We start from the raw sequence: 23,758 nt of genomic DNA on the forward strand, positions 1-23,758 counted from the left end.
CCCGTGGACTTCGATCTTCTGGGGCCACTGCCGACCGGCACCACGGTGTTGGAAGCGAGCGCCGGAACTGGCAAGACCTACGCGATCGTCGGACTCGCGACCCGTTGTGTTGCCGAAGGCCTCGCTGACATTTCGCAAGTTCTGCTGGTGACATTCAGTAGGGCCGCCACTCAGGAACTTCGTGAGCGTGCCAGGGAGAGGTTCGCGGGAGTGTCCGCCGCTCTGGTCGACCCGGAGGCGGCGAGGCGGTCGGATGATGATCTGGTGGCGTACCTCGCCACAGCTGACGACGAGGAGATCGGCGTGCGGCGTCGTCGACTCCTGCGCGCTCTCGCGGAGTTCGACGCCGGCACCATCACGACCACCCACAGTTTCTGTCAGAGGATGCTCGACGGACTCGGCATCGCCGGGGAACGCGAACCGGACACAACTTTTGTGGAGTCGGTCGACGACCTGATCAGTGAGGTCGTCTCGGATTTGTACCTCAGCCGCTACAGCCGGACGGACTCGTCTCCACCGTTCTCCACGAAGGACGCGCTGGCCATCGCCCGAAGCGCAGTCGGTGATGGTCAGGCAATTCTCGAACCCGACGGCGAGGAGGAGACCGCACCCGGTCAGCGCGTCCTCTTCGCGGCTGCTGCTCGTGTCGAGGTCGAACGACGTAAGCGGACCAAAGGAATTCGCGACTTCAACGATCTGCTGACGCTGTTGCACGGTGTATTGACGGATCCGGAATACGGTCCCGTCGCGTGTCGTCGGGTGCGCGAAAAGTTCAAGGTTGTGTTGATCGACGAGTTCCAGGACACCGATCCGTTGCAGTGGGACATTCTGCGGTTGGCCTTCCACGGTCACACCACCCTGGTCCTGGTCGGTGATCCCAAACAAGCCATCTATGCGTTCCGCGGGGCAGAAGTCCTGAGTTATCTCGATGCGGTCGATCAGGCGGATGCGCACCAGGAGTTGACCACCAATTGGCGTAGCGACCCAGGGTTGTTGGCGGCACTCGAACACCTCTACGGTGGTGCCGCACTCGGCAACGAAGGCATCGTCGCGCATCCGGTGGAGGCTTCGCACAAGAAGTCTCGGTTGTTCGGCCCGGTGCCGATGCGTGTGCGCCATCTGCCCCGTACCGGAGCCGGACCGCTCAATCGTTCGGGATTTCCGGCCGTAGGCAGACTTCGCAGTCGCGTCGCGGACGACGTCGCAGCAGACGTGGTCGCGCTCCTGGGCGGCGATGCCCGCTTGGCAGTCGACGGTGATCCACGCCCGGTCGAACCGGGAGACGTCGCGGTGTTGGTGCGCACCCACAAGCACGTGGCGATGATCCGCGATGCTCTCGATGCCGTCGGTGTACCTTCCGTATTGACCGGAGGGTCCAGTGTTTTCGCGACACCCAGTGCGACCCAGTGGCTGTGGCTGTTGCAGGCGATCGAGCAGCCCCATCGCTCCGATCGTGTCCGGTTGACGGCCCTCTCGCCGATTTTCGGGCGCACCTCCGAAGAACTGGACAAGGACGGCGACAACGTCGTTGCAGAACTTGCAGGTCAACTGCGCTCCTATTCCGGGCTGTTCGCACGCGTCGGGTTTGCGGCTGTGTTCGAAAGAATCTCTGCCGAAACAAATCTGGAGAAGCGTGTACTCGCGGCCCCGTCCGGCGAACGAGATTTCACCGATTTGCGGCACGTCGCACAACTCCTCGGTCGCGTCGCCACCGAGGAAGCGTTCGGGTTGAGCGCACTGGTTCGCTGGCTTTCCGACCGAATCAAGGATCCGACGTCCGGGAGCGCGACCGACAGAAGCCGTCGCCTCGACAGTGACGCTGCCGCAGTGCAAATCGCTACGGTGCATGCCACCAAAGGGCTCGAGTTCCCGATCGTCTACGTCCCGTTCAGTTGGGAGAGCGTTGGCGGCTTCAACTCGCCGACGCAGCTGTTGCACGACCCGGAGGGACGCCGCATCCTCGACGTCGGCGGGCAGGAAGGCCCGGGGTACAACGCCAGAAAGACTGTTGCGGAGGCCGAAGAAGCGGGCGAAGAACTGCGGTTGCTGTACGTGGCGCTGACCCGGGCGCAGTGCCAACTCGTGCTCTGGTGGGCACCCAGCTACGGGACCTCCCGCTCGCCGCTGCACCGGTTGATGCTCGGACGTACACCCGGCATCGCCGAACCTGCTCGGGTAGTGAAGGTGCTCGACGACGGTACAACCGCAGCACGGCTCGCAACCTGGCCGGCAGCAGCTTCCGACGTGATCTCGGTGGAACCTGTTGGTCCCCATCCGCCCTCGCCCGTCCACTGGTCCAGAGCGGCTGCGGACGTGACCGAACTGGCCGCGGCGCGTTTCGATCGAGACCTGGACACTCTGTGGCGTCGTACGTCGTACTCGGCACTCACCGCCGGAGCGCACCACGCGGTCACGACCACGGGCAGCGAGGTCGAGGATCCCGAAAAAGACGACGAGCCAGAGGATTCCGTAGACCTCGGGAGCATTACCCCCTCGCCCCTGGAGGCGTTCCCTTCACCCATGAACGGACTTCCCGCGGGCGCCGCATTCGGCACGCTGGTGCATGAGGTGCTCGAGGTGGTGGACACGGCTGTGGCAGATCTGAGAGCGGAACTCGGGATGCGTTGCGCCGAGGCGGTCTCGGTACGGGCGGCCGAGGTCGACTCCGAAGCACTCGCGGATGCGCTGTATCTGGTGATGCAGACTCCCTTGGGATTCGGAACCTTGGCCACGATCGCGCCGAAAGATCGTCTTCCCGAACTCGATTTCGAACTCCCACTGGCCGGTGGCGACGATCCGGTGTCGATGAGTGTCACACTCCGCGGAGTATCGGAACTGTTGAGGCGCCACCTTTCCTCCGACGACATTCTGGCGTCGTACGCCGACTATCTGGACCGTGTCGAGACGTCACCGATGCGCGGATTCCTGACGGGCAGTATCGACGCAGTCTTGCGGATCCCGGGCCCGTCGTTCGTGATCGTCGATTACAAGACCAACCGGATCGGTCGCGGCGATCTGACGGCTGCCAACTACACGCGTGAACTCATGGCGACGGAGATGATGCGCTCGCACTATCCGCTGCAGGCACTGCTGTATTCGGTTGCACTGCATCGGTATCTGCGGTGGCGCCTGCCCGACTACGATCCGCACCGTCATCTCGGGGGCGCGCAGTATCAATTCGTGCGTGGGATGCTCGGCCCGGACAGCCCGCCGGAATGCGGTGTCTTCGAATGGAAACCGCCTGCTCAGCTGACGGTTGAACTATCGGATCTGCTGGCCGGTCTTGATGCGTCCCACACAGTAGGGGAGAAGATTCGATGACCGAGGCGCAATTGGCGCAGCGCGCCAAAGGGATCGTGCGAATCTTCAACGAAGCCGGGGTTCTGGTTGCCGCCGATGTTCATGTCGCGACGAGAGTGTGCAGCCTGGGCGGTGAAACTTCCGAAGAAGTGATGCTGGCCGCGGCGTTGGCAGTTCGGGCCGTGCGATCAGGTTCGGTGTGCCTCGATCTACGACGGATGCGTGATGTGAGCGTCGACAATGCGACGGAGGAGGAACTTACGTCGTTGCCGTGGCCCGAACCGTCGGAGATCGTTGCCGCCCTTCGGCTGAGCCCTCTGGTGATCGGCGGAAACGCCGGACCTCTCAGACCGCTCCGGTTGATCGACACGGACGACGGTGAACTCCTCTACCTCGATCGATATTTTCTGCAGGAGCAGACGATTCGGCGAGTGCTCGACGAGCGGGCGTCCACGTGGCCGCCCGCCGACCTGAAAGCGGTCCGAACGCGGCTGGATTCGCTGTTCGTCGACGAGAACGGGCCGACCATCGCGCCGGATCGTCAACGGATAGCAGCTGCTCTCGCCGCGACACAGTGGACCACCGTCATCGCCGGTGGGCCCGGAACCGGCAAAACCCATACGGTCGCACGTATTCTCGCTCTCCTGTCGGAGGAATTGGGTTCGAATGCTCGCATCGGTCTGGCCGCACCGACGGGTAAAGCCGCAGCACGGCTGCAGGAGTCCGTACGTGAGCAGACCGCGAGCCTTGGCCTTCCCGAAGAACTCGCGGCCATGACCCTGCACCGCCTACTCGGTTGGCAGCGGGGGAGTTCGAGTCGTTTCAAATACAATGCGACCAACAGACTTCCCTACGATGTGGTCGTCGTCGACGAGACGTCGATGGTCTCCCTCACGTTGATGGCGCGCCTGCTCGAAGCCGTTCGCCCCGATGCCCGGCTACTGCTCGTCGGCGATCCCGATCAGTTGACCTCAGTCGACGCGGGCGCTGTTCTTGCTGATCTTGTCGCCCGCCCGGTAAAGGTCAGTGGAAATCCGACGCTGACACAGTTGGTGGGTGACGATCTCACGGCCACTGGTTCCGAAGAGGCATTGAGTGCGGATGAGCAGGATCGTCTGCGGGGCGGGATCATTCAACTCTCACGCGGGCGCCGCTTCGACGGAACCATCGCGTCGTTGGCCAGGGCAGTTCGAGCGGGAGATTCCGGTGAGGTTCTGCGTATCCTGCGCAGCGGTGATCCAGCCGTCTCCTTCCATTCGCCCGAGGATGTTGACGCATTGCGCGCCGACATCGTTGCGAGTTCAGAGGTGGTGACGGCGTCGGCCGAGGTGGGTGATGCGATCGGCGCGCTGAAAGGCTTGGAATCGCACCGCCTTCTGTGCGCCCACCGCGACGGACCGTACGGTGTCGGGAGGTGGGCGCAGCAGGCGATGGAGTGGGTCGGCACGGCATCAGGGCAGTTTCTTGACCCGACGCGGTGGTATCCGGGCCAACCCCTGTTGGTGACGGCCAACGACTACGAGGCGAAGATCTACAACGGGGATGCCGGGGTGATCGTGCAGCGTGAGGATGGCGTGCCTATTGCCGCATTCCAGCGGGGCAGTGATGCGTTTCTGATTCACCCGAGCCAACTCTCGTCGGTGCAGACGGTTTACGCGATGACGATTCACCGGAGCCAGGGCAGCCAGTACGACACCGTATCGGTGATGTTGCCGGCCGAGGCGTCGTCACTGCTGACTCGGGAGTTGTTGTACACGGCGATCACTCGCGCCAGAAACCATGTGAGAGTAATCGGCACCGAGGATTCCGTGAGGGCGGGAGTGCAGCGACAGGTACTCAGGGCAAGTGGGCTGCGTCGGGAGATCCGTCCGTACGACGGGCCGTGAAAGTCGGATGTTGCGGATTCTCTTGGTCATTCGTTGTATACGACGAACACCTTGCGTACGGTCTCGGTGACCGTCCACGTACCCTTCCATCCGATTGGGAAGATTGCACTCGTACCGGCAACGAGATGTACGGGATCGCCGTCGTCCTCCTCGACGGTCATGGCGCCGGAGACGATGGTGATGATCTCGCCGCGGGTGAGGAACTCCCACCGCGACTTTCCCGGTTCGCTCTCCCAGACTCCGGATTGAATGCGGCCGTCGTCACTGGTGAACTCGACATCTGCACGAGTGATGATGTCTCCGCCGAGTGGCTCTGCACTGGGTTGGCCCAGCAGTGCTTGTTGGAAGATCCCACTTGCGCTGTTCAACTCTGCGGCGCGGAAGGTAACGGTCACAATTCGATCCTGACTTTCGAAACTCGTGTGAATCATCGGACTTGTCGATGATGTCGTGTGTCTGCTGAGCCGGGATACATTCACTTGTCGCATCTTTCGGCGTTTCGCTCGTACAGATGTCGAAAGGGTGATCGACCATCATTCAACCGGGGCTCAGGGAACCGTCTCACGCCGAAATATGCCCGAGCCCAGGGAAAACGCCCCCGCGCCGGTGATCTCGAACGGGGGTGATCGGTTGTGTATGAGGGGTTTACGTGGTGGACGCTGTCAACGAGGTGATGAAGCGCTCGGCTGCCGCGTCGACCTCGGCGTCGGGGGTGAGCAACCTCTGCAGCAACAGTCCTCGCAGACATGCGGTTGCGATGATGCTCTGCTGCTTTGCATCCACCACTGTGAATCCTTCGCGAAGGGCCGCCGCTTCGAGGAGGTGCGCCAAATCGTCGAGGTCGGCGGCGAAATCTTGAAATGCTTTGTGCTCGTACACCGCAAGTCCGGCCAGGTGAAAAAAGGTGCGGCTTCGATCTTCGTGCTCGGCGTTCGAGTAGAAGCTCCAGATCGCCGTGCACAGGGCTGCGAACCCGAGATCTTTGCCCATCGCGGCGATGACGAGGTTGTCACGGCGGCGAGCTTCCGACAGTACGGCGCTGAGGAGACCCGGTCGTGATCCGAAGTGATAGGTCAGCAGCGTGTGGTGCACTCCGAGTCGCTCCGCTACTTGTCGCATCGAAAGCTTCGGGCTTGGGCCGGTTTCACCGAACTCGTCGAACAGTGCCTGTAACAGTCGCTCTCGACCCTCCCCAACCGGCGATCTCACGCTACCTCCATTGACGGGTTCACCACTGTTGAGTACGGTACCGCATATCGAATTCACCAGTGTTTAGGAGAGTGGTTTCCAATGCTCGGAGGTCCCTTTGACTGACGTATGGTTTGCCGGCGGCATGGTCGCGGATGGATCGGGCACCGACCCGGTCGAAGTCGACGTGTGCGTGAGTGGCGGCATTGTCACCGCGATCGGACAGGCGCCGTCGGGTTCGACGACAGTTGACTTGGACGGCATGCTTCTGACTCCGGGGCTGATCGATGCTCATGTCCACCTGGGTATTTCGAGTCCGATCCGAAGGCAATTCGGGTTTGAGCTCTCGGCAGCCGAACTGGCTGCGGGCATCTTCGCCACCGCGGGCGATGCCCTCGACGCGGGCTTCACCACGGTGCGAGACGTCGGTGGCATCGACGGCGGAGTCGTCGACGTTATTGCGAGCGGCAAGGTGCGTGGTCCGCGTGTCCTCTCGTGTGGTCCTGTGCAGTGCCAGACCGGTGGACACGGCTACTACGGGGCCGCATGGGAGCCGACCGAGCTGTGGAACATGCACCACATTCCAGGGCTCTGCGCCTTGTCCTTGATGTCGGGCAATGCCGACGAGCTACGACGCAACGTGCGCGAATCGTTCCGCCGAGGCGCAACATTTCTGAAACTGTGCGTCACCGGCGGTGTCGTCGGAGGCCATGACAGCCTCACCGACACACAGTTCACCGTCGAGGAAATCTCCGTGGCAGTGGAAGAAGCAGCGTCGCGCGGCACCTACGTCACGGTCCACGCCCACAACAATGCGGGCATTCGCAACGCGGTGCGGGCCGGCGTCCGGTGCGTGGAACACGGCACCGACATCGATGCGGAGACGGCCCAGCTGATGCGGGAACATGACGTGGCACTTGTCCCCACCTTCGCCGTGGTCGAGCAGTTGGCGGACACCGAAAGCATGGACCTGGACCCGGCAATACGAGAGCGTGCAGCCGGAGTGCGTCAACGCATGGCCAGAGCGCTCGAGGCCTCTCGCGCAGCAGGCCTGAGGATCGGCCTGGGCTCGGACCTCATCGGGCCGCACCAAAAGCGCCGAGGTGAGGAGTTGCACTTGCGCGCGGAGTTGGAGTCGCCGATGCATGCACTTGTTTCGGCCACCAGCGTCAATGCCGACATTCTCGGTATCGGGGAAAGCGTCGGGACGATCCGCGTCGGTATGCAGGCGGACATGGTTGCCTGGCAGCAAGACCCACTCCGAGACGCAAAGGTCTTCGCCGATCCGGACATGGCTGTTCTCGTCGTGAAGTCCGGAAATATCGTCAAGGGAGACGTTCGATGAGCGCAATGCTGCACGGATGCTTTGCAGACACGGAGTACTTCGAAATCACGGCGAAGTCGGGACACAGCTACGGCGTCTGGGTGACCACACCCCCCGGCTACGCGGACTCCATGGATCCCTTACCGCTGATCTACGTGATGGACGGCAACTGGGCTGTAGGTCTTACCGCCCCGCTCATCGTCACGCAGGCAGACCCGTACCTGACGGTCGCCCCGTACATCCAGGTCAGCGTCGGATATGCCGGTGAGGAAGCTGCCAACTGGGCACGGCTCCGCAACCGCGATCTCGTGCCGCCTGGGGAACCGGTAGGCGAAGAAATGATGGCTACTCTCGCCGCTGCTCGCGACTCGGGTGCAATGACCCAGGAGTACGTGGACGCCTACCTCGAGGAGCTGGCAGACACCCACGGGGACGTCTTCCTCGACTTCCTGACCAACGAACTCCACCCTCGCCTGTACTCGTCGGAGCTACGTGTCAGCGAGTCCGGGCACGGACTCTTCGGGTACTCGTACGGAGGCCTTTTCGCCCTCTACGCATGGCTGCGCGACGCGCCCCCATTCGCGACCTTCGGTGCGGGTAGTCCCGGAGTTGTGAACGCCGACAGCCAGATCCACACGCTGGTCGAGGCACTGCCCGAGCGTGGCGTGGGCTCAGTTGTTCCGCAGCTGCACGTCACGCTGAACGAAGCCGAACTGACTGGACCCATTCCGATCTATCGCGGACTGTCACGCAACGTTCTCGCCGTCGTGGAGCAGTTGCATGGCAAGGGACGGTCGCAGGATGTTTCGACCGCGTTGTTGCACGAGACGCACGTAACCGGGCTGCAGGCATCGTTCCTGAGCTACTTGAAAAAATGCCATGCACGGTAGCTGTTCGTCCCGGCGACGATGTGCACGCTGACACGTTCGACGGGCGATTTTCCGTAGACGCCGTTGAAGGAGAAGTCGGCTGTGGGTGTCCACCACGTGGTGGACACCCACAGCCGTGTCTATTCAGTTGTCGCGGCTATCGATTCTCCAAGCCGGACAACACTTCTAACCCATGACGGTCCCGGTCGACTCGGCATTGGGTGCCCGAAGGCGGGAGAATGCGCCGAGGTCGATTTCGAGCCCGGTGTGCATCCCGACATAGGTCAGGGGATCAGCGTCGTGATCGTGTCCAGCTTCCACCTGGTCGATGATCCTGGACATGAGGCGCCCAGCGATAGGGGCATTCTTGAATTGGTTCCCGCTGGTGCCCATGGCGACGTAGAAACCTTGCCTGTCTGTCTTGTCATAGATCGGGGTCCAGTCGGATGCTGCGTCGTACACGCCGGCAATACCTTTCGGTTGTGACGGGACCTCCAGGGTGGGGAAACGCCTGGCGGCGCGGAAAACCTGCGCTTCGAACCGGGCAACAGTGCGATTCGGGTTGGCGGTATCAGGATCGTCGATCCACTCGAGCGGATCGCAATCCGGTTCGGTTCCGCCGACAAGGAATCCGTTTCCAGGTTCGGCTCGCATGTAGGTTCCGAGATCCAAATCGGCGATCATCGGGCCGAGGATCTCGTCGTCGTTGTAGCCAGTGGGTGCGGTGACGTGATGAACTTCCTGGCGCAAGGGCCGAACCGAAACCTTGAAGTCGGCCCCGACGTTCGACAGCTTGTTGAACGCTCCTGACCAGGGGCCGGCGGCATTGACGACAATCTTGGATTTCACACTTTCCCCGTCGTCGAGCCCTAGCTGCCAGATGCCGTCAGGCAACTGCTCGACTGCCACTACACGCGTGTTGTATGCGAAAACTGCACCGTGCGAACGTGCTGCCGCAGCAAGATTCGCGGCAGCCAGTTGCGGGTCGTCGACGAACCCCGCCTGAGGTGTGTACAGCGCGCCGAGCGTGGTTTCGGCATCTGCGAAGAAGGACTCCGAGTCGACTGGCTTCGGAGGATAGTATTTGCCGGCGTCGATACCGGGAATCTTCTCGACGAGTGTCGTTGCGTCCCAAAGCTGGTAATCGATTCCTATCTTCTCGAATAATCCGATCGTGCGCGCGTGGGGCGCGACGTCGACATCGAGCAGTGCCATCCCGCATTGCCGAAACTTCGCAAGCGCGCCGTCGACTGTCGCGTTGAGATGCTCGTTCCAGTTTTGCCAGCAATGCAGCGACTCCCAAGCCGCAGCCATACCGTCGAATGTGGAGTAGTTGAACCGGATAACCGCACTGGATGCACTGGTCGAGCCGTAGCCCGGACCACCAGACTTGTCGATGACCAGGACTTCGTAGCCTCGAGCGGCCAGTTCGTAGGCGATGGAGCTGCCGATCACTCCAGCTCCGACCACAACTGCATCGGTCTTGTCGGTAGGCACTTTCGGCCTCTCTTTCTACTGATGGCTTCGCCGGATCGAAAGCACAGCTGTTCGATCCGGCAAGCTTGGGTTCTGGTAATTCCGACGCCGTCGACTTCCTCTGGAGAGCTTCATCCCGACTTCTCGGATTCGGCTCTGTCTTAATGAATTTGGCACCTGAAAGTCCAGAGGTGTTCGTCGTCCTCAACTCTCTCGTGGCGGCCATCGGAACGCTATCGACAGCTGCGCAAAAAATCACAGCCGTGGCGCGTCCGTTGTCAGAAATGTTTCGTCGGGCTGCCCTGCGTGGCAGACCAGTTTTTCGTTTCCGGAATCCCTCGCCACAGAATGGGAAGCGCGATCAAAGCGATGGCGGTCGCATAGAAGGCAGGCGACAGATCGCTTCCAGTGGCGTTGACCAGTGCTGCGCACACCAGAGGAGCGGTCCCTGCAAAAAGTGCATATGCGATGTTGTAGGGGATTGCCGTGCCGGTGAATCGCGCATGCGTCGGCATCATTTCGAGAATTACGAGCAAAGCGGACGCGAGTAAGGAAAGCGCGAGGACCAGAGAAGCCAGTGCAACGGCAATCGCGAAAATGTTTCCGGTACCGATGAGCATGTAGCTGGGCACCGAGACGAAAACTGACATCACCATGCCGATTCTGACGAGTGGCCTCCGGCCGATTCGGTCGACTGTGGCGCCGAAGAAGATGAACAGCGGTACTGCGAGAACCAAAGCGCCGGTTGTCATCAGCAGTGCCACCGTGCTCGGAACATCGGCTGAGAGAACCAGAAATGTCGGCATGTAGCCGAGCAGCATATGAGTAACGACACCGAGCGAGGCGAAGTACACGAAGGACGTGAGCAGAGTCCGCCAGTGATTGCGGAACAGATCTGCGAGTGGGCGGGTTGGAAGGGAATCGTTTTCTTGCATTTCCTTGAACGCCGGAGTCTCCTCGACGGCAAGCCTCATGAACAGGCCCACCATGGCGACAACGCCTCCGATGATGAACGGCCAACGCCATCCTCCGTCGGCGAAGTGCTCAGCGCCGACCGAGCTGAATGACAAGACTGTGACCGTGGCCAAGATGCTGCCGACAAATGACGAAGAGCTGATTATCCCTGCGTACAAGCCTCGGCGGTGGGACGGCGCATGCTCGACGACGAAGGTGGCAGCTCCGGTGTATTCGCCCCCGGCCGAGAATCCTTGAACCAATCGGCACAGCAGCAGCAACAGCGGTGCGGCAACACCGATCGAAGCGTACGTCGGTAGGAGACCGATTGCCGCCGTCGAGCAGCCCATGAGCGTAATTGCCAGGGACAGTGACCTGCGTCGGCCGAGGCGGTCACCAAGCCGTCCGAAGAATATGCCGCCGGCAGGTCTGGCCAAGAAGGCGACTCCGTAAAGAGCGAAGGTGGCAAGCAGTGCGCCACTGCCGAACTCCGGAGGGAAGAACACTGTCGCGAGAACTGCGGCAGTGAAACCGTAGATCGTGAAATCGAACCATTCGACGATGTTGCCTGTCGCCCCGGCGATCAGGGCCCTACGGCGCGCCGATCGACGTCCAGGTGGAGTCTCGGTTTGATGCCCTGCAGGAGCATTCGCTGTGCCGGTCATGATGATTCCTCTCGGGATATGCTGAATGGCAACGGCTTTGCGACATCACGGTCACCGATGTCATTCGAGGTATTCGACATTGAAAGAGGTCGGTGGGATTCGATGTTGAACTGGCGAACGAAGGTCGTTTGTCGATTTCGGGTCGGAGGCGACCTCGTCTGAGGGAGATCGTGCCGGCCGGCCTCGCGCCCCACTATGCAAATCCCACGGCTGCAACAGCTCTCGTCGCTGCCACTTCTGCCGGTTTGTGGACCGAGTGAAGACGTCACGGGTCTCGAGTGCTTGGCATGAAGCGAGCCTATGGCGCAAAAGTTAGTTGCATCACTGTCATGTGTTCAATTTTCTACGTAGAAATTTGGGCATATGTTGCAAACCGGAGAGGGGGCTCGTACAGTTCGACCATGGTCGGAGAACTACAGCATTTGGTGGACACTACCGGGCGCCGACTGGACCGTTCCGTTGCGATCGATGATGTACAGATTCGTCTGCTCGCGTACAACTCGCATGACAGTGCCGTCGATTCAGTCAGAATGAATTCCGTTCTACAGCGGAATGTTTCACGCGAGATCGTAGACTTCATCTACGCGAGTGGAGGCCGTGAAGCCCTCGATCTCTTCACTGTTCCCGTCAACGAAGAACTAGGGCTGACCCTTGGCCGGGTCGGGATGCCGATCCGGTACCGCAATGCGCTGCTGGGCTTCGTCTGGCTGTTGACTTCGGAGGGCGAAGTTGACGAGGATCAAGCCGAGGTCTTGAGGCGCACGGCTGATGCGGCAGCGATGATCCTCCACCGCGAACAGTTGCTGGACGAGTTGTCCCGAAGTCGGGAGCGGGAACTTACTCGAGACGTCCTGTCGGGCGAGCGGTCGCTGCGCGAGGACGCGGCAAACAGGTTGGCCGAGGAGGGCTTGTTGGCTGCGGGTCCAGCAGTCGTGGTCACTGTGTTGCTCCGTCCTGGCGACCAGTCGACATTGACCGAAAGAGATCGTCTGAGTGTTGCCGTCGGCGTCGATCAGCTTCGTCGGAGGCTCCCGCGGAACAGTGCAATCCAACTCGACCGCCCCGACCACAGTCTGTTGATCGTATCGGTGGCCGAACGCTCGACTCAAACCCATCTGGACTCGCTGATCGTGGCAGCCCGGGAGCGAGTCTTGTCTGAAAGTGGGCGCCAGAACATCGAATGTTGGGTCGGTATCGGTGAACCGCGAACCTCGGTTGCGGATGTGCGCGAATCCTACGAAGAGTCCAGACGTTCCGCAGATGTGGCCCAGGTCGTCAAGGTGCTCGGAAATGTTGTGCGTTATCGGGATCTCGGCGTCTACGGACTTCTGGCCGAACTGTCGGAGGATCGACTCGAGAACAGTATTCACTCAGGTTTGCAGTCCTTGCTCAGCCATGAGGACTCGAAAAGTGAGGCTCTTCTCGCGACGCTGGAGAGCTTTTTGGACAATGCCGGTGACGTAAAGCGAACGTCAGAGGCGCTCTGTGTGCATCGAGGGAGCTTGTACTATCGCTTGCGGCGAATTCAGGAGATAACACGAGCAGACTTGGCAAACGGCGACGACCGGTTGGCCTTGCATTTGAGCCTGAAAGTCGCGCGGCTGTTGGATCTCCGATGATCCCGATCCGAGAAGAGGGGACTGCGGAAGAATCCAGCGGCTGAACGTAGTTGGCGGCTTTCGATCGTCAAGCATGATGGTTCTGGGGTGGGAAAGGAAGCGCGTCGTACATCGGCCGGGGTGGGTTGGCTTGACCTGCTGAGACGTTCATACGTTTGATCGGGCACCTTCTATCCTCCTGTCGGCAGATGCGGCGGAGTGCAACTTTTTCGGGCATTGAAAGTGCAGAATCGTCCAGATGGGTGTCGAGCTGCGTGAAGAACGCGCGTTTTTGCAAACCGAAATGACGACGAATTTGGTCTGAGTTCGGTCCCCCGGTACGCAGATGTTCGCGCGCGAACTGGACTATTTGTTGCCGACTGCAAATTGGGGATTTCGCATCCATTCCCGTTGGCTCCCTTTATCGTTGGATTGGATCAGATACCTGAGTCGGTGCGATTCGTATGCACCCCTTCACCGCAGGTCTGGTCTGATCTTTCCGAAGTCGGAGTCGCGGAGATACATGCAGTTGTTCGAGATCGTTCCCCCGAAATTGAACAAACGCGCCAGACTGGATTGTGGCCATCGAGGCTGTACGTCTATCCATTTGCTGGTTGCTGAGCCGGCTGGTCAGTACGACACTGAACCGGTGATGTTGCCGGCCTATCGCCAAACGGTGAAGTGGTTTTGCCAGGAGAACGACACGTTTTTGCCGGCATTCGAGACGACGACTCCGCGCGGATCGACCTCTGGCGGAAGGGGGACCGACCACATCATCTTTCCGTCGCGAGCCCTGATCGAATGCATGCCGGTGTAGTCGCTGAAGACGAAGTGATCGCCATCAGTCGCACCGCTTCGAACCCAGTACGCGTCTTGCCAGGGCGTTTGCCACAGTTGTCGGCCACTCTCGACGTCGAGACCCGAGATTGTGCGAGTCTCGGGAGACGTGACCAGGATTGTTTTTCCTACCACCGCGGCGATGGCGCTTCCCGTCCCGGCCATCGCGGTGTTGACGATTTGTGAACTGCGCCAAAGTTCGTCACCCGACTCCGGATCGTAGGCGCCGTCGCCGAGAAACATCGGCACCGCCGTCGAAGGCTTACTTGGGTAGGACGACGATGAGTACGAGGGAATCGGTATCGCACGAATCGTGGATCCGTCGGAAGCCAAGAGGTTTTGGGTTCCGGCATATCCCGACCGGCCGCCGACACTGGTGAGGAACAATCCGTTCCCGGTAGGGACAAGCGAATCGCCCTCGAATCGGAATCGTTCGGCGCCGGACTGCAGATCGTAGATTCGATAGCGGTACTGCGGGTCCCCGCCGTCGCCCTGTTCCATCGCAATGACAGTGTCGGTGTGAGGGACCGTGTAGACGGCTCCGAACTTCTCACTTGGTTCGAAGGTACGCACGAAGTTGGCAGTCAAATTGGTTGTGGTGCCGCTGGCAAGAATTCGTGTTCGAACCGTTCCGTCCATCCTTTCGCCGGACGTGTACACGGTGTCTCCGGCGATGGTGGCGCCATTGAGATCGAAGTCGGTTCCGAGGTCGGACATCAGAGTTCCGGTCGCGGTATCGACAAAGATCATCCGTCGATCGCCCCAGCACGCGATGATCGTGGATTCGTTCTGCTGACTGCACTGGCCGATGACTCCGCCGATTCGCGTTTTCCACAGCGGACTTCCGTCGTCGGGATTCACCCCGACGAGTGTGACGGCACCGACTCCCTGACTCGACGAAGACTCGTCGGTCTTGGGAAGCGGATAAGCAGTCGCGGCCACCAGCACGTCACTGACTTGGTACGTGTTGCCGTAGCCGTAGTAGCTATCGAGCGTGGAAGGCATCGACAGCAGCACGTCCCCGGGGTTGTCCGTGAGCGCTCGGACATCGAGTTCCCAGGCTTGTTGCGGAGGATCGGAGAGGTCTACGTCGACAACGCCTTGCTCGACGATCGGACCGCCTGTCTTCTGCTTCGGCCATGCCGCATCACTGGAGTCGGAGATTACCGATACGACGATGAACGCGATCGCCACGAGCAATGCCAGTCCGAGTGCGACCAGTTTCCAATGTTCCTTCAACCGAAGCTGCATCGAAAGACCGTAACCGATCGATCAAACTGATCGGTTCGTTTCGCGGACGGCCGGCACGATGTCGATCGCGAGATCGAGCCCACGTGCTCGGTGTGACGAAGTGTGGTGGCCTCGTACGCACGAGACCACCACACCGACGGCGTCAGACGTAAGGCGAGTACGCCGGAAGATCCAACTGACCGTTGCCGGACAGCCCGATCACGATCACCTCGGGTTCGGTGACGGCACGGGCGTGAGCGATAGCGCCGGCAACCGCGTGGGTTGATTCCGGAGCCGGGATGATTCCTTCGGCGCGGGCGAAAATCAGACCTGCCTGGAGTGCGTCGTCCTGATCGACGGCAATTGCATCCATGAGTCCGAGGTTGACCGCGTGCGAGACCATCGGCGACATGCCGTGGTAGCGGAGGCCACCGGCATGGATGGCCGGCGGTACGAAATCCTTACCCAGAGTGTGCATCTTGAGCAGCGGCGTCAGGCCGGCGACATCACCGAAGTCGTAGCGGTACTCGCCCTGGGTGAGGGACGGGCATGCCGACGGCTCGCAGGCGACCAGACGAGTCTTGGTGCCTTCGCGAAGGTTTCGTCCCAGGAACGGGAAGGTGAGTCCGGCGAGGTTGGAACCGCCACCGGCGCAACCGAACACGGTGTCGGGGACGGCGTCGCCGGCTTCTTCGAGCTGGACCATTGCTTCCTGACCGATCACGGTCTGGTGCAGCATGACGTGGTTCAGCACGCTACCGAGTGAGTAGTGCGTGTTCGGATCCTGCGCAGCGACCTCGACGGCCTCACTGATGGCCATACCGAGCGAGCCGGTGGTGTCGGGATGCGACTTCAACAGTGCGCGTCCGGCTTCCGTCAGGTCCGAAGGCGACGGGTGACAGATTCCGCCGTACGCCTCCATCTGGATGCGTCGGTACGGCTTCGAATCGAAGGACGAGCGAACCTGCCATACCTCGACGTCGAGTCCGAGCAGCGCGCCCGCGAACGACAGCGACGCACCCCACTGTCCCGCACCGGTTTCGGTGGTGAGCTTGGTGGTTCCCTCGATTGCGTTGTAGTAAGCCTGCGCGACAGCAGTATTCGGCTTGTGTGAACCGACCGGGCTCACGCCTTCGTACTTGTAGTAGATGCGGGCAGGTGTGCCGAGAGCGCGCTCGAGTCGATGCGCGCGGAACAGGGGAGAGGGCCTCCACATGCCGTAGATCTCGCGAACCGTCTCCGGGATCTCGATGTAGCGCTCGGTTGCGACTTCCTGCGCGATGAGGTTCATCGGGAACAGCGGCGCCAAGTCCTCGGGGCCGAGCGGCTCACGAGTGCCCGGATGCAGGTGCGGGGGAACAGGCTCGGGGAGGTCAGCCGCCAGGTTGTACCAGTGCGTCGGCACTTTCGACGGGATGGAGACGCCCAAAGGCTCGAGCGAACGGTTGAGTGGGGTGGTGGTCAACTAACTCTCCTTCGTGGATTCGGTACCTGATCTTGGCGGTCGTAGCGACGACGCGTACGGCATTTGCCGGATCGGGGATCCTGAGAGGAGCCTGCTGGACCACCCGATATCGGTCCGGGCAGCACGCAGTTGCGGCTGACCGTCAGCGGTCGGGCCACCAGAGGTGCGCAGTGAGCAGGGTCACGAGCCGATCGTACATCGGCACTCGCACCCTGCTCACGTCGGGCGCAGCTACATTCTCGCCATCCTTCGTCGGCTCAGCGGAAAATCATGCACGTCGTGGTTCCGTGCGCCACCAACTTGCCGTTCTTGTCCAAGACCTTGCCCTCTGCCGTCGCGGTACGCCCGCCCACGTGAATGACGCTGCCGTGGGCTGTCAGTTCGTCACCGTCGAGAGGCACCGTGCGGATGTAGTTGAGCTTGAGTTCGAGGGTCGTGTAGCCGACGCCGGCCGGAAGCATCGTGTGTACCGCGCAGCCCATGACCGAGTCGAGCAGCGTTGCGCAGATGCCGCCGTGCACAGTGCCGAGCGGGTTGCTGAAATCGGCGCGCGGGGTCAGGGCGAAGCTCACGGATCCTTCGTTGACCTCGCGCATCTCCATGCCGAGGAGGCGTCCGATGCTGGGTCGGTCGTTGACCTGCGTTCCCATCCAGCGGAGAAGTTCGAGGCCTGTCATCTGCGCCGGATCGACGGTCGCGGTTGTCTCGTCACTCATTGTTTCATCCCATCACTATGTAGGTCGTCATACATAACGTAGCGTATGAGTCGACAGGTGTACCGACGGCCGAAGGATCTGTGACATGGCAGAGCTGAGCTCACGTGATCGCATGATTCGCAGTGCGGTTGAACTGATCAGCCGCAACGGTGTCGACGCGACGTCCTTCAGCGACGTCATCAAGCACAGCGGCGCACCCCGTGGGTCGATCTACCACCACTTTCCTGGCGGTAAGACCGAGTTGATGGTCGAAGCCGTGCGCGCGGCCGGTGCGATCATCACCAGACGGATCAGCTCGGCTGCGGCTACCGGTTCCACGGCCGACGTGATCGAAGCGGTCGGAGACATCTGGCGACTCAATCTCACACGCTCGGACTTCGCGATCGGCTGCCCGGTGATTGCCGGCGGGTTGGCGCGTGCCAGTGAGCCAGAAGTCGCGGAAGTGTCGGCTGAGGTCATGCTGGGATGGCAGAAGTTGATCGAATCGCAACTCGAAACTGCGGGTTATCCTGCAGTGCAGGCAAAATCGATGGCAAACCTGACGATCACGTCGGTCGAAGGTGCAGTGGCGGTGTGCCAGACGACTCGAAGTATCGAGCCGCTCGAACAGGTCATCGCTTCACTGCAGGGGCTCTCTCGTTCTGAGGCTTGGTCCCGCTGAGCCTTCGGGGGTTGACTTCGGTCGTCAAGTATCCGTAACTTCATGTAACGGCTAATTGGGCAGGAGTAGGCGATGACACATTGGTTCGACCTCGAACCGGTCGGTGTCGATTTCTTCGACACGGCACCGCATATCTTCACGTACTCGATCGATCTCGCCGCCGAACCTGACGCCGTCTGGGCCGGTCTGACCGCCGACGAGCCTTTGTCGTGGTGCCGACTGCTCACAAAAGTGCACTACACCTCGCCGCGCCCCTACGGCGTCGGCACGCGCCGAATCGCGGAGGTGGGCGGCGGTGCGATGCAGATGCGCGAAAAGTTCATCACCTGGGACGACGAAACGCGTCGGCACTCGTTTTACGTCGAACAGTCCAATGTTCCGCTGTTCCAATCCTTCGCGGAGGACTACCGCGTCGACGAGCTCGCAGTGGGTTCGAGACTGCAGTGGAATTTTGCATTCTCGCCGCGTCCGAAGCTGTCGCTCGCGGTGCGCGGCGGGCTACCGGTCAACTCGCTGATCTTCTCGAGCTTCGTGCGCGATACCAAGCGGCACTTCGGTTCTGCGCCACGCCATTGACTTTCTTCCCTTCATACGAGAGGCATCCATGACCACACTCGGAGAATCGTTGACTTTGCCCTGCGGGCAGATCCTGCGGAATCGGACCATGAAAGCTGCGCTCAGCGAGGCTCTGGGTGACCGCACTCATGGACCGTCCACTCGCTTGGAAACGCTGTACGGTCGTTGGGGCAGTGGCGGGTTCGGTTTGCTGATCACCGGCAATGTCATGGTCGATCGATCGCAGATCGCCGAACCGGGCAATGTCGTCGTCGACGACGATCGTGATGCCGAAGCACTGACTGCCTGGGCCAAGACCGCCAAGAACGGCGGCGCCGAGATCTGGATGCAGCTGAACCACCCAGGGCGGCAATCCAACCCGATTGCCAGCAGAGGTAGACCGGTCGCCCCGAGCGCGATCGCGCTGAAGATTCCGGGAATGGCGACGCCGCGAGAACTCTCGACCGCTGAGATCGACGAGATCATCGACAAGTTCGCGGAAACCGCTCGCGTCGCCGAGTCCTCCGGCTTCGGCGGCGTGCAGATACACGCAGCGCACGGTTATCTTGTTGCGCAGTTCCTTTCGCCCTTGTCCAATCAGCGGACGGACGAGTGGGGTGGAGATCCCGAGCGTCGACGACGCTTTCTGATCGAGATCGTTCGGCGCATACGCTCTGCCGTTGCTCCGGGATTCGCGGTCTCGGTCAAGCTCAACTCGGCTGATTTCCAACGAGGTGGATTCTCGGAAGACGAGTCGCGAGAAGTAGTGCGCGCGTTGACCGAAGAGTCGGTGGATCTCATCGAGATCAGCGGTGGCAGTTATGAATCGCCGGCCATGATGGGTAAAGCGCAGAAGCAGAGCACTCGGGATCGAGAGGCATATTTCCTCGAGTACGCCGAGACAGTCCGAGCGATTGCCGGCGACATTCCCTTGGCGGTCACCGGCGGCTTCCGCTCGCGATCGGCGATGGTCGAGGCACTGGCTTCCGGCGCGTGCGACGTGATCGGCCTCGGCCGGCCGACGATCACGATCCCCGACGCGGCAACCGTTCTCCTGGAATCGGATCGGGAACGATTGACCGTGCCGACTGTTGAGTTCGGAGCGCGGAAGTTGTTGGGGAAGGTTGCCGACATCTCGATGCTCGACGGTGCACTCGACCTGCAGTGGCATACCGATCAGCTGCACCGGATGGGCGACGGAAGCGAGCCGGATCCGGCTCGGCCGTGGTGGAAGACCCTCGGAACGATGGTGAGGCGAAACGGATTCGATGCGCTTCGCCCCACCAAACGAGCGGCTTGATCAGTTCGGTGCACCGATGTTGAGTTCATCGGGATGCGCGCCGACGCGGGTGCCGTCGTCGAGAGTGTCGATTTCGCTCAGGTCGAGATCGGTGAGTTCGAAGTCGAATACGTCGATGTTCTGAGCGATTCGAGCATCGTGTACGGATTTCGGGATGACGATCAGGCCGTTCTGAAGGTGCCAACGGATCAGGACCTGCGCGGCAGTCTTGCTGTGGCGGTCACCGATTCGTGTGATGATCGGGTCGGTGAGCAGGGTGTTGGGCTTGGACGCCTTACCCCAACCTGCGTTACTGGTACCGCCGAGTGGGCTCCACGATTCGACCTTGATCCCGTGCTCGGCGGCCTTGTCGCGAATGGCGTGCTGCGTGAGGTGCGGGTGCAGTTCCACCTGATCGACTGCGGGCAACAATCCACCGCGTTCGACGAGAAGCTGCAGATGATGCGGCTCGAAGTTGCACACCCCGATTGCCTTGGCGCGGCCCGATTCCGCGATCTTTTCTAGTGCGTCCCACGTGCGGAGGAGTCGGTCGTTGTCCTGCAGAGGCCAGTGGATGAGGTAGAGATCGACGTAGTCGACGCCGAGCTTGTCGATGCTGGTGTCGAAAGCCTTCAACGCCGGCTCGTAGCCCTGATCTGCATTCCAGAGCTTCGTGGTGAGGAAGATGTCCTCTCGCGCGACGGACGAGTTGGCGATACCTCGTCCGACGCCCTCTTCGTTTCCGTAGGCGGCAGCGGTGTCGATGTGCCGGTAGCCAGCCTCGTCGAGTGCGAACCGTACTGCATGCTCGGTTTCGTCGTTGGTGGCCTGCCAGACTCCGAGGCCGAGTTGCGGGATCGCGGTTCCGGAATTCAGCGTGATGTCAGGAATGCTCATGGATCAAGGCTAGCGATCTCGAGCTGTCCTTGCCTGGGTCAGAGCTGCCTGGGTCAGAGAGTGGTAGCCGAGTACCCATGCGCCGCTGCAACACTGTCGGACAGGAGCAGGCCGTCGTGTGTGCTCAGACCTGACCCCAGGCCGGGAACTGTCGCGACCGCGTCCTTCCACCCCTTGTCTGCCAAGGCGACGACGTACGGAAGCGTCGCGTTGGTGAGTGCGTAGGTGGACGTACGGGGGACGGCTCCGGGCATGTTCGCAACGCAGTAGAAGACCGAACCGTGTACCTGGTACGTCGGATCGGCGTGCGTGGTCGCGTGTGAATCCTCGAAGCAGCCTCCCTGGTCGATGGCGATGTCGACCAGGACAGAACCCGGCTTCATACGCGCCACCAGGCTGTTGGAGACGAGAGTCGGCGCCTTCGCCCCGGGGACCAGCACTGCGCCGATGACCAGGTCGGCGTCGAGGACTGCCTGTTCGAGTTCGAGGCTGTTGGACGTGATGGTCTTGACCTGGCCGTGGTACAGCTCGTCGATTTCCCGCAGGCGCGCGATCGACAGGTCGAGAACGGTGACGTCGGCCTGCATGCCGTAGGCCACGGCGATGGCGTTCTTGCCGGAGACTCCCGCACCGATCACCACGACCTTGGCGGGGCGCACTCCGGGTACGCCGCCCATCAGCACTCCGCGTCCGCCGCCGTGACGCATCAAGTGATAGGCGCCCGCCTGCGGTGCCAGGCGTCCGGCTACTTCACTCATCGGGGCGAGGAGGGGCAGTGAACCGTCGGAACCGACAACTGTTTCGTAGGCGATGGAGGTGGTCTTCGACGTCAGGAGCGCGTCGGTGCATTCCTTCGACGCCGCCAGGTGCAGGTAGGTGAAGAGAACCTGATCCTTACGGAGTCGCGAATACTCTTCTGCAATAGGTTCTTTGACCTTCAGGAGTAGATCTGCGTCCGTCCAGACCTGATCGGCAGATCCGAGGATCTGCGCGCCCGCGGCCTTGAAATCCTCGTCACTGAACGAGGAGCCGACGCCTGCACCCGTTTCGATGACGACTTCGTGTCCTCGGCCGACCAGTTCGTGGACGCCTGCTGGGCTGATGGCCACGCGGTACTCGTGGTTTTTGATCTCGCGGGGGATTCCGACCTTCATGACAACGCTCCGAACTGAGTCTGTTGTTTCTTCGAATGGCAGGTGCCAAGCATGAAGTTTCGTCGCCAGATAGTGAAGAGAAGTGAAGATAATTCTCTAGGCTGTATTCATGGTGCGCGAAAGTTCAAAAATCGGTATTCAGACGGCCGCCTCGCCGAAGCATGTTCGGGCAGCAATGAAGTTGGACGAGATCGACCGGGTTCTGCTCGAAGAGCTGGCGAAAGACGCGAGGATTCCGAACAATGCGCTGGCTGCGATCGCGGGAATTGCGCCGTCGACATGCCTCGGCCGTGTGCGCGCCTTGGTGGACAACGGCGTGATCAGGGGATTTCACGCGGACATCGACCCCGCCGCTCTCGGAATGGATCTGCAGGCGATGATCGCAGTTCGACTGCAGGCCAACGCACGGTCGCACCTCAACCGGCTCGGCGACGATTTCGCCAAGCTGGACTCCGTGCTCAACGTGTACTTCGTTGCCGGTGTCGACGACTACATGCTGCACGTCGCAACGACGGATTCGGCGCAGTTGCGTGACTTCGTCGTCAACAATCTCTCGGCACATCCAGCGGTTGCTGCGACCGAGACGATTCTGATCTTCGAACACGTCAGGCCTCGAGGCGGTACTGCCTGATTAGTTCTCACCTGATGGCGGGTCGACGCCCGGACCAGGCGTTCTCGAGGAGTTCGCTCAGGCCCGGCGGGGTGATCTCACGCGGATTCGGATACGCGGCGGAGGTGGCGAGTTCGACTGCATTTTCGATTTGATCGTGACTCATTCCCAGTTCTCGCAGAGTGGTCGGTCCGCCGCACGCGGTGACGAGGTCGAAAACGCCGGTAGCGGCATCGGATGCGCCCAGAGCAGTCGCTATTCGCGACATCACATCCGGGACAGCAGGCGCGTTGAATGCCATCGCGTGGGGGAGGACAACGGTGTGGGTGGGAGCATGCGGCAAACCGAAGCTGCCACCGAGGGTGTGGCACAACTTGTGATGAAGCCCCATACCGACCGTGCCCAAGCAGGTTCCGGCTAACCAGGCTGCTTGCAGTAGTTCGGCCCTACCTTCCAGATTTTTCGGATCATCGACAATGCTCGGCAGCGCACGGGCGATCCCGGAGATCGCCTCGATCGCCATCAAGTCCGTGATCGGGTTGGACTCGGTGGAGTACAACGCTTCAACCGCATGCGCCATCGCGTTGACGGCACTGGTGACGGTGGTATCCAGCGGCAGATCGAGAGTGAGGTCGACGTCGTAGATGACGGTTTCCGGTCTGATGTGGGGAGAGGAGCGAGTTGTCTTGCGTCCGTTCTCTGTTTCACCCAACACCGGAGTGACTTCTGATCCCGCGTACGTTGTCGGAACGACGATCTGATCGAACCCCGCTCGTAGTGCCAATGCCTTGGACAACCCGGTTGCCGAACCGCCGCCGATCGCCACGACCGTGTCGACGTGATGGTTCTCGGCAAGTCTCAGCGCGGCTGTCGTGACTTCGATCGGAGTATGCATCACAGCGCCGTCGAAGCGGGCCACCGCCATGTCGCCGAGAGATTCGGTCACGGCGGCGGCAACCGCGTCGAGTCGACGACTTGCCAGCACCATCACTCGGCTACGGCCGAGCCGCCGCACTTCTTCGGCGATCGTATCGATCATCCCTTGGCCGAAGACAATTCGAGCCGGTGAAGCGTCGTACGAGAAGGGCTTCATG

19 protein-coding genes are annotated in these 23,758 nt (G+C 61.2%); 9 read left to right on the forward strand and 10 right to left on the reverse strand.

The window, feature by feature from the left end:
- Window positions 1–3 precede the first annotated feature (3 nt).
- Together KTR60_RS04205 and recD are read left to right on the forward strand one after the other, a co-directional pair.
- The gene (locus tag KTR60_RS04205; RefSeq protein WP_064112442.1) at window positions 4–3,321 is read left to right on the forward strand and encodes a UvrD-helicase domain-containing protein; all 3,318 of its coding nucleotides are present in this window, start codon (window positions 4–6) and stop codon (window positions 3,319–3,321) included.
- Entirely contained in the window at window positions 3,318–5,186 is a 1,869-nt protein-coding gene (gene recD, locus KTR60_RS04210) for an exodeoxyribonuclease V subunit alpha (protein ID WP_064112443.1), read from the forward strand. Before KTR60_RS04205 ends, recD begins: the two co-directional genes overlap by 4 nt.
- Window positions 5,187–5,212: 26 nt before the next feature.
- Here the strand turns inward: recD and KTR60_RS04215 are convergent, their stop codons facing one another.
- Together KTR60_RS04215 and KTR60_RS04220 are read right to left on the reverse strand one after the other, a co-directional pair.
- On the reverse strand, window positions 5,213–5,581 hold the full coding sequence (locus KTR60_RS04215; RefSeq protein WP_064112446.1) for a cupin domain-containing protein: 369 nt from the start codon (window positions 5,579–5,581) through the stop codon (window positions 5,213–5,215).
- Between the two features lie 250 nt (window positions 5,582–5,831).
- Complete coding sequence (locus KTR60_RS04220) at window positions 5,832–6,395, reverse strand: TetR/AcrR family transcriptional regulator (protein ID WP_064112444.1); 564 nt, start codon at window positions 6,393–6,395, stop codon at window positions 5,832–5,834.
- A gap of 97 nt (window positions 6,396–6,492) precedes the next feature.
- Between KTR60_RS04220 and KTR60_RS04225 the strand changes: the two genes are divergently transcribed.
- Together KTR60_RS04225 and KTR60_RS04230 are read left to right on the forward strand one after the other, a co-directional pair.
- The gene (locus tag KTR60_RS04225) at window positions 6,493–7,719 is read left to right on the forward strand and encodes a metal-dependent hydrolase family protein (RefSeq protein ID WP_225989611.1); all 1,227 of its coding nucleotides are present in this window, start codon (window positions 6,493–6,495) and stop codon (window positions 7,717–7,719) included.
- The gene (locus KTR60_RS04230; RefSeq protein ID WP_064112445.1) at window positions 7,716–8,588 is read left to right on the forward strand and encodes an alpha/beta hydrolase; all 873 of its coding nucleotides are present in this window, start codon (window positions 7,716–7,718) and stop codon (window positions 8,586–8,588) included. Before KTR60_RS04225 ends, KTR60_RS04230 begins: the two co-directional genes overlap by 4 nt.
- Before the next feature lie 165 nt (window positions 8,589–8,753).
- On the opposite strand, the gene KTR60_RS04235 is transcribed toward KTR60_RS04230, so the two are convergent.
- Together KTR60_RS04235 and KTR60_RS04240 are read right to left on the reverse strand one after the other, a co-directional pair.
- Window positions 8,754–10,064: an NAD(P)/FAD-dependent oxidoreductase gene (locus KTR60_RS04235; RefSeq protein WP_003945449.1), complete on the reverse strand. Its 1,311-nt coding sequence runs from the start codon at window positions 10,062–10,064 to the stop codon at window positions 8,754–8,756.
- A 257-nt stretch (window positions 10,065–10,321) separates the two neighbouring features.
- Window positions 10,322–11,662, reverse strand: coding sequence for an MFS transporter (locus KTR60_RS04240; RefSeq protein ID WP_058039219.1), 1,341 nt, complete (start codon window positions 11,660–11,662; stop codon window positions 10,322–10,324).
- 401 nt (window positions 11,663–12,063) lie between these two features.
- Here KTR60_RS04240 and KTR60_RS04245 point away from each other — a divergent pair, with 401 nt between their 5' ends.
- Complete coding sequence (locus KTR60_RS04245; RefSeq protein WP_041814672.1) at window positions 12,064–13,281, forward strand: PucR family transcriptional regulator; 1,218 nt, start codon at window positions 12,064–12,066, stop codon at window positions 13,279–13,281.
- Between the two features lie 642 nt (window positions 13,282–13,923).
- Here KTR60_RS04245 and KTR60_RS04250 read toward each other — a convergent pair.
- From KTR60_RS04250 to KTR60_RS04260, 3 genes are all read right to left on the reverse strand, one after another.
- The gene (locus KTR60_RS04250; protein WP_228401885.1) at window positions 13,924–15,348 is read right to left on the reverse strand and encodes a PQQ-binding-like beta-propeller repeat protein; all 1,425 of its coding nucleotides are present in this window, start codon (window positions 15,346–15,348) and stop codon (window positions 13,924–13,926) included.
- 142 nt (window positions 15,349–15,490) lie between these two features.
- A complete protein-coding gene (locus KTR60_RS04255) occupies window positions 15,491–16,792 on the reverse strand; it encodes a TrpB-like pyridoxal phosphate-dependent enzyme (RefSeq protein ID WP_003945451.1) in 1,302 nt (433 codons plus the stop codon).
- 257 nt (window positions 16,793–17,049) lie between these two features.
- Window positions 17,050–17,508, reverse strand: coding sequence for a PaaI family thioesterase (locus KTR60_RS04260; protein ID WP_003945940.1), 459 nt, complete (start codon window positions 17,506–17,508; stop codon window positions 17,050–17,052).
- Between the two features lie 85 nt (window positions 17,509–17,593).
- Between KTR60_RS04260 and KTR60_RS04265 the strand changes: the two genes are divergently transcribed.
- From KTR60_RS04265 to KTR60_RS04275, 3 genes are all read left to right on the forward strand, one after another.
- Window positions 17,594–18,169, forward strand: coding sequence for a TetR/AcrR family transcriptional regulator (locus KTR60_RS04265; protein ID WP_007734151.1), 576 nt, complete (start codon window positions 17,594–17,596; stop codon window positions 18,167–18,169).
- Between the two features lie 72 nt (window positions 18,170–18,241).
- A complete protein-coding gene (locus KTR60_RS04270) occupies window positions 18,242–18,745 on the forward strand; it encodes an SRPBCC family protein (RefSeq protein ID WP_019746932.1) in 504 nt (167 codons plus the stop codon).
- Between the two features lie 28 nt (window positions 18,746–18,773).
- The gene (locus tag KTR60_RS04275; protein WP_007734160.1) at window positions 18,774–20,024 is read left to right on the forward strand and encodes an NADH:flavin oxidoreductase/NADH oxidase family protein; all 1,251 of its coding nucleotides are present in this window, start codon (window positions 18,774–18,776) and stop codon (window positions 20,022–20,024) included.
- Here KTR60_RS04275 and KTR60_RS04280 read toward each other — a convergent pair whose 3' ends face one another.
- Window positions 20,025–20,900: an aldo/keto reductase gene (locus KTR60_RS04280; protein ID WP_064112448.1), complete on the reverse strand. Its 876-nt coding sequence runs from the start codon at window positions 20,898–20,900 to the stop codon at window positions 20,025–20,027. It abuts the gene before it with no gap.
- A 53-nt stretch (window positions 20,901–20,953) separates the two neighbouring features.
- Entirely contained in the window at window positions 20,954–22,054 is a 1,101-nt protein-coding gene (gene ald, locus KTR60_RS04285; RefSeq protein WP_003945541.1) for an alanine dehydrogenase, read from the reverse strand.
- Between the two features lie 109 nt (window positions 22,055–22,163).
- Between ald and KTR60_RS04290 the strand changes: the two genes are divergently transcribed.
- Entirely contained in the window at window positions 22,164–22,685 is a 522-nt protein-coding gene (locus KTR60_RS04290; RefSeq protein WP_003945867.1) for an Lrp/AsnC family transcriptional regulator, read from the forward strand.
- A gap of 7 nt (window positions 22,686–22,692) precedes the next feature.
- Here the strand turns inward: KTR60_RS04290 and KTR60_RS04295 are convergent, their stop codons facing one another.
- Window positions 22,693–23,757, reverse strand: coding sequence for a maleylacetate reductase (locus KTR60_RS04295; RefSeq protein WP_064075162.1), 1,065 nt, complete (start codon window positions 23,755–23,757; stop codon window positions 22,693–22,695).
- Between the last annotated feature and the right edge of the window lies 1 nt (window position 23,758).

This window comes from Rhodococcus sp. C1 (assembly GCF_020809065.1).
Lineage (GTDB): Bacteria > Actinomycetota > Actinomycetes > Mycobacteriales > Mycobacteriaceae > Rhodococcus_F > Rhodococcus_F qingshengii.